The sequence below is a fragment of the Streptomyces globosus genome (genome assembly GCF_003325375.1).
Taxonomy (GTDB): domain Bacteria; phylum Actinomycetota; class Actinomycetes; order Streptomycetales; family Streptomycetaceae; genus Streptomyces; species Streptomyces globosus_A.
The window spans coordinates 5,631,816-5,645,172 of the sequence record NZ_CP030862.1 but is presented as its reverse complement, the minus strand read 5'-3'; the positions used below and the strand labels follow the sequence as shown (position 1 = coordinate 5,645,172).

The window sequence follows — 13,357 nt, the reverse complement described above, 5'->3', positions numbered from 1 at the left end:
TCGGATCACCCCGCAGTGCGGCGCGTGCGCCGGGTGAGCCTGGCGTGCAGGGAGCGCGCGGATGCGTCGGTCAGGGAGGCGATCTGGTCGATGACCGCGCGTTTGCGCCCCCGGTCGTCCGCGGCGGTGTCGAAGATCGCCCGGAACTGCGGATCCAGCCCGTCGGGCGCACGGGCCAGCAGGGCCTCGGCGAGTTCGGCCAGGACGATGCGCTGCTCGGCCCGCAGCCGCTCCTGCTCGGCGCGCTGCATCACGTACAGGTCGGCGACCGATTTGAGGACCGCGCACTCGGTGCGGGCCTCGCGGGGGACGACCAGCTCGGCCGCGTACCGGGTCAGCCGGCCGGAGCCGTACGCCTTCCTTGTCGCGCCCTCGGCGGCCAGGCAGAACCGGCCGATCAGCTGGCTCGTGGCGTCCTTCAGGCGGGCCTGGGCGACAGCCGAGCCGTCGTAGCCGTGCGGCCACCACTCCTGTTCCATCAGCCGGTCCAGCGACTCCAGCAGCTCCTGCGGGTCCGTGTCGGCGGGCACGTACCGGCCGATGGCGACCCGGGCGATCGCCGAGCGCTCGGGTTCGGCGAAGAGGAGGTTGGGGTCGACGTGCCCGGCGTGCAGGCCGTCCTCGAAGTCGTGGACGGAGTAGGCGACGTCGTCGGACCAGTCCATGACCTGTGCCTCGAAGCACTTGCGGTCGGCGGGGGCGCCGCGCCGCAGCCACTCGAAGACAGGCAGGTCGTCCTCGTACGCCCCGAACTTCACCGAGCCGGGATCGGCGGGGTGGCCGCCGCGCGGCCACGGGTACTTGGTCGCCGCGTCAAGGCTGGCCCGGGTGAGGTTGAGCCCGACGCTGACGGGGGCGCCGGTCTCCCGGTCGGCGGTGAACCGCTTGGGCTCCAGCCGGGTCAGCAGGCGCAGCGACTGGGCGTTGCCCTCGAAGCCGCCGCAGTCCGCGGCGAACTCGTTGAGGGCCTCCTCGCCGTTGTGCCCGAACGGCGGGTGGCCCATGTCGTGGGAGAGGCAGGCCGCCTCGACGAGGTCCGGGTCGCAGCCGAGCGCCGCGCCGAGCTCGCGGCCCACCTGGGCGCACTCCAGCGAGTGCGTCAGGCGGGTGCGGGGGCTGGCGTCCCAGTCGTACGAGCGGCTGCCCGGGGTGACGACCTGGGTCTTCCCGGCGAGGCGGCGCAGTGCGGCGGAGTGCAGGACGCGGGCCCGGTCGCGCTGGAAGGCGGTCCGGCCGGGGCGCTTGTCGGGCTCCGGGACCCAGCGCTCGGTGTCGGCCGGGACGTAGGGCGGGGCCGGTTCGCTGCGGGCGGGTGGATCCTGCGGGCCGGGGGTGTTCTGCGGCTCGCCGGAGCCGCGCGGACGGACGGGTGCGGTGCCTGCCATGCCTTCCATGCTGAGACGTTAACCGGAGACACCGACAATCGGAGCAATCCGCACCCGAGTCCCTCATGCGGAGGCCGGCACCAGGAGCGGCGCCGGCGCGGTCCGCGGCCGCGGCAGGGCGAGCGCCTCGTCGTAGCGCCGGAGTACCAGGCGGGCCAGGGCGGGGTGGTCGCCGAGCGGGGCTGCGGCGGGGCCGGTCGCGGCGGCGGCGCTCTGCGCGGCGAACCGGCCGGGCGCGGTGAAGTACGAGGCCACGGCGATCCGGCGGTGGCCGCGGGCGGTGAGCGCACGGACCGCGTCGGCGACCGCGGGCGGGGCGGCGGAGGCGTAGGCCGGGAGGACGGGGACGCCGCCGAGGCGCTCGGAGAGCAGGGCGGCGGTGCGGCGCGTGTCGGCCGCGGCGTCCGGGTCGCGGGATCCGGCGGCGGCGAGGACGGCCGCGGTGTGGCGGGCCGGATGCCAGCCGGCCTCGTGGAGGCGGTCGTACAGGGCCTCGACGAGCAGCGGGTGCGGGCCGAGCGGGGCGGCCACGCGGGCGTCGGCATGGCCGGCGGCCGCCTCCGGGAGATCGCGTTTGACGTGGTGGCCGCGGCTGAGGAGCAGGGGCACGAGGACGGCCGGGCCGGCGGTGTGGCGCAGCGTGTCGGGGAGGAGGGGCCGGTTCAGCTCGACGTGGCCGAGGCGGACGTCGAGGCCGGGGCGCAGTTCGCGGACGCGGGCGAGGAGGGCCTGCACGGCGGGGAGGGCGCGCGGGTCGCGGCTGCCGTGGGCGACGGCGACGAGGGTGGGCTGCATGCGTGGCTCCGTGGGGCCGGGCCCGCGGCGGGGGGCGGGGGAGCGGGCGTGAGGGGACCCGGAGGGAATGCACCGGTCCGCCGGGTCCGTCGTGCCTCCGATCCTGGGGGGTGCAGGTTGCGCCGGCGTTGCGCCGTCGTGACGGGGGCTTTCAAGGGAACTCACTCGGTCATTCGTACGAGTGAAAGAGGGGGTGGGTGGAACTCGGGCGCCGGGCCGGTTCGTCAATCCGTGCGAACGGCGCGCGGTCCGCGGCTCCACCAGGGCGGCAGGGCCGGGGCAGGCCGGGGCAGGCCGGGACAGCGCAGGGCAGGGCAGGGCGGGGCGGGTCGGGGCGGGATGGGAAGGGGCAGGGTTGTGGGTGCGGGCATCGGGAGGGGCAGGGCCATGGAAACGGCCGAGGGCAGTGGAACGGGCAGGACGAAGGGCTGGGGCAGGGGCATGGGAAGGGTCGCGCGTCGGATCGGCAGGTGGGCGGCGGCGCGGGCGGCAGGTGCTGCCGCGCGCCTGCGGGCGGGGCTGCCGCGCGGGGTGCGGGGGCGGCGGCGGGCCGTGCAGGCGGTGATGGCGGGCTGTGTCCTGGCGCTCCTGCCCTCGGCGTGGACGCACGCGGTGGCCGCGGACCGGCTGCACGGCACGGCGGACAGCCCTTCGGCCGACGTCGCGGTCGTGTTCGGGGCGGGGCTGTGGAACGGCCGGCCCACCCCGTACCTGGCCCGCCGGCTCGACGCGGCGGCCGAGCTGTACCGGACCGGGAAGGTCAGGGTTGTCCTCGTCACCGGGGACAACAGCCGCACCGAGTACGACGAGCCGAGCGCGATGCGCACGTACCTGACGGCGCACGGGGTGCCGGAGGAGCGGATCGTCAGCGACTACGCCGGGTTCGACACGTGGGACTCGTGCGTACGGGCCCGGAGGATATTCGGGGTGGAGCGGGCCGTGCTGATCAGCCAGGGCTTCCACATACGCAGGGCCGTCGCCCTGTGCGAGGCGGCGGGTGTCGAGTCGTACGGGGTCGGCGTGCCCGACGAGCACGACCTCACCTGGTACTACGGCGGCGCGCGCGAGGTGTTCGCGGCGGGCAAGGCAGCCCTGGACGCGGCGTTGCAGCCGGCGCCGCGCTTCCTGGGCCCGAGGGAGCACGGGGTGTCGCAGGCCCTGGGGGCTCTGCGCCACTGACGCGGCGCTCCGGGCCCGGCCGACCCGGCGGGAGCGCACGTCGCCGGAGCGGCCGGCCGCCGGGGAGGGCAGGGGGAGAGCGTGGCTGTGGTGGATCTCGGCGGCAAGGCCGTGGTCGTCACCGGCGGGGCCGGGGGCATCGCCTCACCGGGGGGCGGGCGGGGCGCTGAGGCGCCCGTACGGGAGGTGTAACCGGAGGCGGCGGCCCGTGTAACACCGACGGCGCAGGCTGGCCGTATGCACACGCCCGACGCCGCCACCGCCACGCACTGCCCCTACTGCGCCCTCCAGTGCGGGATGAACCTGCGCCCCGCGCCGGACGGGGCGGGGGCGGCGGTGGAGGAACGGGCGGAGTTCCCCGTCAACCGGGGCGCCCTGTGCGGCAAGGGCCGCACCGCGCCCGCCGTGCTCTCCTCCCGGGTCCGCCTGACCGAGCCGCTCGTCCGCTCCCGCGCCGGGCAGCTGGAGCCGGCCACCTGGGAGGAGGCCCTCGACGCCGTCGCCGCCGGCCTCGCCCGGACCCGGGACGCACACGGGCCCGACGCCGTCGGCGTGTTCGGCGGGGGCGGGCTCACCAACGAGAAGGCGTACGCGCTCGGCAAGTTCGCCCGCATTGCCCTGCGCACCTCGCAGATCGACTACAACGGCCGGTTCTGCATGTCCTCGGCCGCGGCCGCCCACCAGCGGGCCTTCGGGCTGGACCGGGGGCTGCCGTTCCCGCTGGAGGACATCCCGCGCACCGGCTGCGTGATCCTCGTCGGCTCCAACCCGGCCGAGACCATGCCGCCGGCCCTGCGCTACTTCACCGAGCTCAAGGCCAACGGCGGCACCCTGATCGTCGTCGACCCGCGCCGCACCCGCACCGCCGAACAGGCCGACCTGCACCTGGCCCCCCGCCCCGGCACCGACCTCGCCCTCGCGCTCGGCCTGCTGCACCTGGTCGTCGCCGAAGGCCGCACCGACGACGCGTTCATCGCGGAGCGCACCACCGGCTGGGAGGAGGCGCGGGCCGCGGCCATGGCGCACTGGCCGGAGCTGGTGGAGCGGATCACCGGCGTCCCCGTGCCGAAGCTCCGCGAGGCGGTGTCCCTGTTCTGCGCCCCGTCCTCGGCGATGGTCCTCACCGCCCGCGGCCCCGAGCAGCAGTCGAAGGGGACCGACACCGTCGGCGCCTGGATCAACCTGTGCCTGGCCACCGGCCGGGCCGGCCGCCCCCACTCCGGCTACGGCTGCCTCACCGGCCAGGGCAACGGCCAGGGCGGCCGCGAGCACGGCCAGAAGGCCGACCAGCTCCCCGGCTACCGCAAGCTGACCGACCCGGCGGCCCGCGCCCACGTCGCGTCCGTGTGGGGCGTCGACCCGGACTCCCTGCCCGGTCCGGGCCGCAGCGCCTACGAACTCCTCGACGCGCTCGGCACCGACGTCCGGGCCCTGCTCCTCATGGGCTCCAACCCGGTCGTCTCCGCGCCCCGCGCCGCCCACGTCGAGGACCGCATCCGCTCCCTGGACTTCCTCGCCGTCGCGGACGTCGTCCTCTCCGAGACGGCCGCCCTCGCCGACGTCGTCCTGCCCGTCACCCAGTGGGCCGAGGAGACCGGCACCACCACCAACCTCGAAGGCCGCGTCCTGCTGCGCCGCCGCGCCCTGACCGCGCCGCCGGGCGTGCGCAGCGACCTGGAGGTGCTGCACGGCCTCGCCGCCCGCCTCGGCGTCGAGAAGGGCTTCCCCACGGCCGCCGAGGAGGTCTTCGAGGAGCTGCGGCGGGCCTCCGCCGGCGGGCCCGCCGACTACTCCGGCATCACCTACGCCCGCATCGAGGCCGAACAGGGCGTCTTCTGGCCCTGCCCGCAGGGCTCCGCCGGGCAGCCACGGCTGTTCCTCGACCGGTTCGCCACCGAGGACGGGCGCGCCCGCTTCGCCCCCGTCTCCCACCGGGACGCGGCCGAACTCCCCGACGCCGACTACCCGATCCTGCTGACCACCGGCCGTGTCGTCGCCCAGTACCAGTCCGGGGCGCAGACCCGCCGCGTCGACGAGCTGAACGCCGCAGCCCCCGGCCCGTTCGTGGAACTGCACCCGCGGCTCGCGGCCCGCCTGGGCGCCGTCGAGGGCACCCCGCTCGCCGTCACCTCCCGCCGGGGCAGGGCCGTCGCCCCCGCCCGCATCACGGACTCCATCCGCGCCGACACGGTCTTCATGCCGTTCCACTGGCCGGGGGAGGGGCGCGCCAACACGCTGACCAATCCGGCGCTCGACCCGACCTCCCGGATGCCCGAGTTCAAGGTGTGCGCGGTCCGCGTCGAGCCGCTCGGCTGACACCGGCGCCGCGGGCAGCCGCGGGGCCCGGGAGGTGCCGGGGCCGACGGGCGATCCGTCGGACATCAGTCCGATCCGCATCGGCGTTCCCCGCAGCGGGTAACCATCCGGTCACGCACCGGACTCAGAAAGTGCCCGCACGCCCCTCGTGGCGGCCGTGTGCCGTACTCCACACTGAGGTGCGGTGCCACCGTCCTCGGAGCCCTGGAGGTCGCCCCCGTGCAGACCCGGATCCCGACCGTCAACGCGAGCCCGCCCGCCGGAGAGACCGGGGCCCCCGCGGCCGAGGAGCCCGACAAGGAGCCGGCAGCCGGGCCCGGCACCGGGTTCGAGGACGCCGGCGAAGAGCCCGAGGCGCCGGAACCCCTCGAGCACGTCCCGGACCAGCGGCGCGCCGAGAGCGCCGCGACCGGGCCCTCCGCGGACCTGTTCCGCCAGTACCTCCGCGAGATCGGCAGGATCCCGCTGCTCACCGCCGCCGAGGAGGTCGAGCTCGCCCGGCGTGTCGAAGCCGGCCTGTTCGCCGAGGAGAAGCTCGCCGGCGACCCCGGCCTCGACCTGAGGCTCGCCCTCGACCTGGACAAGCTCGTCGTCATGGGGCGCATGGCCAAGCGCCGCCTCATCGAGTCGAACCTGAGGCTCGTCGTCTCCGTCGCCAAGCGCTACGTCGGCCGCGGCCTCACCATGCTCGACCTCGTCCAGGAGGGGAACCTCGGCCTGATCCGGGCCGTTGAGAAGTTCGACTACACCCGCGGCTACAAGTTCTCCACCTACGCCACGTGGTGGATCCGGCAGGCCATGTCGCGCGCCCTCGCCGACCAGGCGCGCACCATCCGCGTGCCCGTCCACGTCGTGGAGCTGATCAACCGCGTAGTCCGCGTGCAGCGGCGCATGCTCCAGGAGCGCGGATACGAGCCCACCGCCGAAGAGGTCGCCGTCCACCTGGAGCTGACGCCCGAGCGGGTCGTGGAGGTGCTGCGGCTCGCCCAGGAGCCCGTGTCCCTGCACTCCCCGGTCGGCGAGGAGGATGACGTCGCCCTCGGCGACCTCATCGAGGACGGCGACGCCGCCTCGCCGATGGAGTCCGCGGCGTTCTTCCTGCTGCGCGAGCACCTGGAAGCCGTCCTGTCGACCCTCGGCGAACGCGAACGCAAGGTCGTCCAGCTGCGGTACGGCCTCGCCGACGGGCGGCCGCGCACCCTGGAGGAGATAGGGCGCATCTTCGGCGTGACCCGCGAGCGCATCCGGCAGATCGAGTCCAAGACCCTCTGCAAGCTCCGCGACCACGCCTTCGCCGACCAGCTGCGCGGCTACCTCGACTGACGGCGGCGGGGGGTGCACGCAGCCGCGTGCACCCCCCGCCCCCTCAACGGCCGTCCGCCGCTAGTCGACTTCGGCCACCGCCTGGGCGAACTGCGCCGCGTACAGCCGCGCGTAGGCGCCGTCCGCCGCGAGCAGGTCCTCGTGCGCGCCCTGCTCGACGATCGAGCCGTTCTCCATCACCAGGATCACGTCAGCGTCCCGGATCGTGGAGAGCCGGTGCGCGATGACGAACGAGGTGCGGCCGTGCGCCAGCCGCGCCATCGCCTTCTGGATCAGCACCTCCGTACGGGTGTCGACCGAGCTCGTCGCCTCGTCGAGGACCAGGATCACCGGGTCCGACAGGAACGCCCGCGCGATCGTGATCAGCTGCTTCTCGCCGGCGCTGACGCCCGAGCCCTCGTCGTCCAGCACCGTGTCGTAGCCGTCCGGCAGGGTGCGCACGAACCGGTCGGCGTGTGCGGCCCGCGCGGCCTCCTCGATCTCGGCGCGCGTGACCTCCCGGGAGGCGCCGTACGCGATGTTCTCCGCGATCGTCCCGCCGAACAGCCAGGTGTCCTGGAGCACCATGCCGATGGCCCCGCGCAGGTCCTCGCGGGCCATCTTCGCGATGTCCGCCCCGTCCAGGGCGATCCGGCCGCCGGTGACCTCGTAGAACCGCATCAGCAGGTTCACCAGCGTCGTCTTGCCGGCGCCGGTGGGGCCGACGATCGCGACCGTCTGGCCCGGCTCCACCGCCAGCGACAGGTCCTCGATCAGCGGCCTGTCCGGCTCGTACCGGAAGGACACCTTCTCCAGGACGACCCGGCCGCGGACCTCCTGCGGACGCTCCGGAACCGCCACGTCCGGCTCCTGCTCCTCCGCGTCCAGCACCTCGTACACGCGCTCCGCCGACGCGACACCCGACTGCACCAGGTTCGCCATCGACGCGACCTGCGTCAGCGGCATCGAGAACTGCCGCGAGTACTGGATGAACGCCTGCACGTCGCCGATCGACAGGCTGCCCGAGGCCACCCGCAGACCGCCGACCACCGCCACCAGCACGTAGTTGATGTTCGAGATGAAGAACATCACCGGCTGCATGATGCCGCTGACCAGCTGCGCCTTGAACGAGGCCCGGAACAGCGCCTCGTTCTGCTCGGCGAAGACCGCCGCGGACTCCTCCTGCCGGCCGAAGACCTTCACCAGCGCGTGCCCCGAGTACATCTCCTCGACGTGCGCGTTCAGCGAGCCGGTCGACTTCCACTGGGCCACGAACTGCGGCTGCGACTTCTTGCCGATCCTCGCCGCCACGACCACCGACACCGGGATCGTCACCAGCGCGACCAGCGCCAGCAGCGGCGAGATCCAGACCATCATCGCGAGCACGCCGACGATCGTCAGCAGCGAGTTCAGCAGCTGCCCCATCGTCTGCTGGAGCGTCTGCCCGATGTTGTCGATGTCGTTCGTCGCCCGGCTGAGGACCTCGCCCCGCTTCTGCCGGTCGAAGTACGACAGCGGCAGCCGCGACAGCTTGTCCTGCAGCTCCTCCCGCATCCGGTACACGGTGCCGTTCATGATGTGGTTCGACAGCCGCGTCGCGACCAGCATCAGCAGCCCGGCCAGCACGAACACCACCAGCGCCCACACCGCGACGACGCCGACCGCGCCGAAGTCGATGCCCTCGCCCGGCGTGAAGTCCGTCCCCGACAGCATGTCGGCGGTGCCGTCCTCGCCGCGGGCGCGCATCGCGTCGAGCGCCTGCTCCTTGGTGAGGCCCGCCGGCATCTCCCGGCCGACGATCCCCCCGAAGACGAGGTCCGTCGCGTGCCCGAGGATCTTCGGGCCGATCACCGTGCAGACGACGCTGCCGAACACGGCGGCGACCATCCCCCACAGCTTCACCCGGTCGTAGGCGATCTGCCGCAGCAGCCGCTTCCCCGAGCCCTTGAAGTCCAGGGACCGCTGCCCGGGCCCCGTCATCATCCGTCCTCCGGGCCCGCTCATGCGGCCTCCGCCTCCGTCAGCTGGGAGAGCACGATCTCCCGGTAGGTCTCGTTCCCCGCCATCAGCTCGTGGTGGCGGCCCTCGCCGACGACCTGCCCCTCGTCGAGCACGATGATCCGGTCGGCGTCGCGGATCGTCGCGACCCGCTGCGCGACGATGACCACCGTCGCGTCCCCGGTCTCCCGGCCCAGCGCCGCGCGCAGCGCCGCGTCTGTCGCGTAGTCCAGGGCCGAGAAGGAGTCGTCGAACAGGTAGATCTCCGGGCGCTGCACCAGCGTGCGGGCGATGGCCAGGCGCTGGCGCTGGCCACCGGAGACGTTCGTCCCGCCCTGGGTGACCGGTGCATCCAGGCCGCCTTCGAGCGCGGCGACGAACTCCCGCGCCTGCGCCACCTCCAGGGCATGCCACAGCTCCTCGTCGGTGGCGTCCGGGCGCCCGTAGCGCAGGTTCGAGGCCACCGTTCCGGAGAACAGGTACGGCTTCTGGGGCACCAGGCCCACCGTGCGGGCCAGCAGCTTCGGGTCGAGGCGGCGCACGTCCTCGCCGTCGACGAGGACCTCGCCGCCGGTCGCGTCGAACAGCCGCGGCACCAGCCCCAGCAGCGTCGACTTGCCGCTGCCGGTCGAGCCGATGACCGCCGTCGTCTCCCCGGGGCGGGCCACCAGGTCCACCCCGCGCAGCACGGGCGCCTCCGCGCCCGGGTAGCGGAAGTCGGCGCCGCGCAGTTCCAGCACACCGTGCCGGGACAGCTCGCGCACCGGGTTTGCGGGCGGGGCGACGCTGGACTCGGTGTCCAGCACCTCCTGCACGCGCTCCGCGCACACCTCGGCGCGCGGCACCATCATGAACATGAACGTGGCCATCATGACGGCCATGACGATCTGCATCAGGTAGGCGAGGAACGCCGTCAGCTGGCCGATCTCCAAGCCGCCGCTGTCGATGCGCATCGCGCCGAACCAGATGACGGCGACGCTGGAGATGTTCACGACCACGAGGACGGTGGGGAACATCAGCGCCAGGAGCCGCCCCGAGGCCAGCGACACGTCGGTCAGCGAGGTGTTCGCCCCGCGGAAGCGTTCCTTCTCGTAGCCGTCGCGGACGAACGCGCGGATCACCCGGTTGCCGGTGATCTGCTCGCGCAGCACCCGGTTCACCGCGTCCAGCCGCTCCTGCATCTGGCGGAACAGCGGGCGCGTCCGCCACACGATCGCGCCGACGGACAGGCCCAGGACCGGCACCACGGCCAGCAGCACGCCCGACAGCGCCACGTCCAGCGACAGGGCCATCGCGATGCCGCCGATGCACATGATCGGCGCCGAGACCATCAGCGTGAAGGTCATCAGCACCAGCATCTGGATCTGCTGCACGTCGTTCGTCGTACGGGTGATCAGTGACGGCGCGCCGAACTGGCCCAGCTCGCGCGCGGAGAAGCTCTGCACCCGGTCGAAGACGGCGGCGCGGACGTCGCGGCCCAGCGCCGCGGAGGTGCGGGCGCCGTAGTACACGGCGCCGATGTTGCAGCCCAGCTGGACGAGCGAGACGGCCAGCATCAGCGCACCGAAGCGCAGGATGTAGCCGGTGTCGCCGGTCACGACGCCCTTGTCGATGATGTCGGCGTTGAGGGTGGGCAGGTAGAGGCTCGCGCTGGTCTGCAGCAGTTGCAGCAGCACCAGCAGGGCGATCGGTTTCCGGTACGGACCCAGGTGGGTCCGCAGAAGTCGTATGAGCACGCGCAGGCTCCGGTCGGGGGTCGAGGGGGGTCACCCCATCTTCGGCCAACCCCGCGCCCGGACCCACCCGTTTTCGCAAAGGACGGTCAAAAGGAGCAGACCGCCCCGCGGCCCGCTGCCCGCACTCCTGCGCCCTACGCCTGGAACGCGCCTGGGTGCGTCTGCTCGCGCGTCGCGATGTACTGCTGGCGCACCGCCTGCCAGGCCGGGTAGTCCTCGCCCGGCTCGAAGACCTGCGCCGCCGGACCCGGCCACACCGGGGGCGTGTGCGGGGCCAGCGTCCCCTGCTGCACCCCCAGCGCCCACGCCGCCTGCCGCGCCGCGCCCAGCGCCGCGTAGTCGGCGGGCGCCGGTACGACGATCTGCGTCCCGAACAGCCCGGGCGCGGCCGCCTGCACGGCCGGCAGCCCGGCCGCGGCGCCCAGCAGGAACACCCGCCGGATGTCGGCGCCGCGCATCCGCAGCACGTCGATGGCGTCCGCCAGCCCGCACAGCATGCCCTCGAACGCGGCCCGCGCCAGGTGCTCCGGCTTCATGGAGTCGCGCCGCAGACCGGACAGGGTGCCTGCCGTGTGCGGCAGGTTCGGGGTGCGCTCGCCCTCCAGGTACGGCAGGAGGACCAGTCCGTGCGCGCCGGGCGTCGACTGCAGCGCCAGGTCGGACAGCCCGTCGAGATCGGTGCCGAGCAGCTCGGCGGTGCCCCGCAGGGCCCGCACCGCATTGGACGTGTTCACGACCGGCAGGTGCATCCCGCCGGCGTCGGCGAGAGAGGTGATCAGCCCGTTTGGCTCGGTCAGCGCCTCGTGGTGGACGGCCATCACCGAACCCGACGCGCCCAGGGAGACCACCGCGTCGCCGGGGCCCAGGCCGAGTCCGAGTGCCGCGGCCATGGTTTCGCCGGTGCCGGCGGAGATCAGCAGCCCCTCAGGGGTCATCCCGGCAGCCTCCGCCGGCGCGAGGACCTCCGGCAGCAGCGCCATGTGCCCGAGGGCGAGCTCGACCAGGTCGGGGCGGTAGGAGCCGGTCCGGGCCGACCAGTAGCCGGTGCCGGAGGCGCCGCCCCGGTCGGTCGTGCGCCGGGCGGGACGGCCCAGCAGCTGCCAGACGAGCCAGTCGTGCGGTGACATCAGCACCGCCGTGCGCCGCGCCGCGTCCGGCTCGGTGCGGGCCAGCCAGGCGAGCTTCGCGACGGGCTGCGCCGAGTGCGGGACGCTGCCGACGGCCTCCGCCCAGGCGTGCCGGCCGCCCAGTGCCTCGGTCAGGTCCGCCGCGGCGACCTGGCCGCGCTTGTCGTTGCCGACGAGGGCCGGGCGGACGAGCGCGCCCTGCGCGTCCAGCGGCAGCAGCCCGTGCTGCTGGGCGGAGACGCCGATGGCCTGGACCCCTTCGAGGAGCCCTCCGCCGGCCGCCTCGCCGAGGGACAGCAGCCAGGCCTGTGGATCGGCCTCGTGGGGGTGGAAGCCCTCCGGATCACCCGCGGGCTGGGGATGGGGCGCGTAGCCCTGGCGCAGTACGGCACCCGTGTCGGTGTCGCAGACGACGATGCGAGTGAAGGCGGAAGAGCTGTCCAGCCCGGCGACTATCCCCATGCGGAGAATTCTGCCGCACGGCAGTGCGGGATCCGCCGCCCCGGGAGGCAGCGGATCCCGCAGGGAGCCGGAGCCTCAGGTGTTGCTGGTGCCCCACTCGTCGTCGTAGCCCCCGCCGCGGCCGCGCAGGGCGCGCACCCGCTCGGCCAGCGGGGCCGGGAGGACGCCGCCGACCTTGTCGCCGAGCACCGTGGCGGCCTTGCCCGCGTACTGCCGGCCGGCCTGGCCGGCGGTCTCGGCCGCGTTCCGCACGGCCGGGTTCTGCGCGACCTCGCGCGCGGACTTCTTCAGCTGCTCGTAGCGCTCGCGTCCGGCCCGGGAGCCGAGGACGTACCCGAGGCCCAGTCCGACCGCGAACGCGACCTTGTACCGCATGCCTGCCACCTCTCGTCGTGTGTGCCCGGCCGGCGCTCGATACCGATTGGCGGAGCACCCCCCTGCTTGCGCTAATCTATGTCTCGCAACGGGCGCCCGCCCCCCGGCTTGGCCGGAGGTGGGCCGTTCGGCGCAACGCAGCAATCCCCTGTAGCTCAATTGGCAGAGCAGCCGGCTGTTAACCGGCAGGTTACTGGTTCGAGTCCAGTCGGGGGAGCGCGGTCCCCTGTAGCTCAATTGGCAGAGCATTCGGCTGTTAACCGGAGGGTTGCTGGTTCGAGTCCAGCCGGGGGAGCAGAGGGAAGAGGGCCCCGGTCGGGGTCCTCTTCTTTTTTGCCCCGCGGAGGGAACCGATCGGCCCGGGAAGCGGTCTCCCACGTCAGGTGAAGCCGATCACGCGGGGCATCCGGAGCAGGAGATCGTATGAGCGGCTATGCTGCGGCAGACGGCGCGCACACATGTACGCGCCACGCCGAGAAGGGGCGGTAGCTCAGCCGGTTAGAGCAGCGGACTCATAATCCGTCGGCCGTGGGTTCGAGTCCCACCCGCCCCACCGCAAGGCTGGTCAGCAGAAACGTTCTGACCGGTGATCTTGGTGCCCCGCCCGGACTCCCGGGTCGGGGCACCTCGTCGTTCCCGGGCCTCGTGCGGGAGCGGTTCCCGAACCGGCAGCCTGCCGGGC

9 protein-coding genes and 3 tRNA genes are annotated in these 13,357 nt (G+C 73.8%); 6 read left to right on the top strand and 6 right to left on the bottom strand.

Features of this window, described 5'->3' with window-relative positions; translation table 11 throughout:
* Nucleotides 1–5 precede the first annotated feature (5 nt).
* Nucleotides 6–1,394, bottom strand: a complete 1,389-nt coding sequence (locus C0216_RS25085) for a deoxyguanosinetriphosphate triphosphohydrolase (RefSeq protein WP_114057469.1) — start codon at nucleotides 1,392–1,394, stop codon at nucleotides 6–8.
* 54 nt (nucleotides 1,395–1,448) lie between these two features.
* A complete protein-coding gene (locus tag C0216_RS25080; RefSeq protein ID WP_114057468.1) occupies nucleotides 1,449–2,180 on the bottom strand; it encodes a sirohydrochlorin chelatase in 732 nt (243 codons plus the stop codon).
* A gap of 441 nt (nucleotides 2,181–2,621) precedes the next feature.
* Here C0216_RS25080 and C0216_RS25075 point away from each other — a divergent pair, with 441 nt between their 5' ends.
* From C0216_RS25075 to C0216_RS25065, 3 genes are all read left to right on the top strand, one after another.
* Nucleotides 2,622–3,359, top strand: a complete 738-nt coding sequence (locus tag C0216_RS25075) for a SanA/YdcF family protein (protein WP_114058897.1) — start codon at nucleotides 2,622–2,624, stop codon at nucleotides 3,357–3,359.
* Between the two features lie 237 nt (nucleotides 3,360–3,596).
* The gene (locus C0216_RS25070) at nucleotides 3,597–5,675 is read left to right on the top strand and encodes a molybdopterin oxidoreductase family protein (RefSeq protein ID WP_114057467.1); all 2,079 of its coding nucleotides are present in this window, start codon (nucleotides 3,597–3,599) and stop codon (nucleotides 5,673–5,675) included.
* Nucleotides 5,676–5,834: 159 nt separating this feature from the next.
* Nucleotides 5,835–6,998, top strand: a complete 1,164-nt coding sequence (locus C0216_RS25065) for an RNA polymerase sigma factor (protein WP_246042682.1) — start codon at nucleotides 5,835–5,837, stop codon at nucleotides 6,996–6,998.
* 60 nt (nucleotides 6,999–7,058) lie between these two features.
* On the opposite strand, the gene C0216_RS25060 is transcribed toward C0216_RS25065, so the two are convergent.
* From C0216_RS25060 to C0216_RS25045, 4 genes are all read right to left on the bottom strand, one after another.
* Entirely contained in the window at nucleotides 7,059–8,981 is a 1,923-nt protein-coding gene (locus C0216_RS25060; protein WP_114057466.1) for an ABC transporter ATP-binding protein, read from the bottom strand.
* A complete protein-coding gene (locus C0216_RS25055) occupies nucleotides 8,978–10,711 on the bottom strand; it encodes an ABC transporter ATP-binding protein (protein WP_114057465.1) in 1,734 nt (577 codons plus the stop codon). The genes C0216_RS25060 and C0216_RS25055 overlap by 4 nt, the downstream gene beginning before the upstream one ends.
* A 134-nt stretch (nucleotides 10,712–10,845) precedes the next feature.
* A complete protein-coding gene (locus C0216_RS25050) occupies nucleotides 10,846–12,300 on the bottom strand; it encodes an FGGY family carbohydrate kinase (protein WP_114057464.1) in 1,455 nt (484 codons plus the stop codon).
* Between the two features lie 75 nt (nucleotides 12,301–12,375).
* Nucleotides 12,376–12,675, bottom strand: coding sequence for a YtxH domain-containing protein (locus C0216_RS25045; RefSeq protein ID WP_114057463.1), 300 nt, complete (start codon nucleotides 12,673–12,675; stop codon nucleotides 12,376–12,378).
* Nucleotides 12,676–12,819: 144 nt separating this feature from the next.
* Between C0216_RS25045 and C0216_RS25040 the strand changes: the two genes are divergently transcribed.
* From C0216_RS25040 to C0216_RS25030, 3 genes are all read left to right on the top strand, one after another.
* A tRNA-Asn gene (locus tag C0216_RS25040) sits at nucleotides 12,820–12,892 on the top strand.
* Between the two features lie 5 nt (nucleotides 12,893–12,897).
* Nucleotides 12,898–12,970, top strand: a tRNA-Asn gene (locus C0216_RS25035).
* 184 nt (nucleotides 12,971–13,154) lie between these two features.
* Nucleotides 13,155–13,228, top strand: a tRNA-Ile gene (locus C0216_RS25030).
* Nucleotides 13,229–13,357 lie beyond the last annotated feature (129 nt).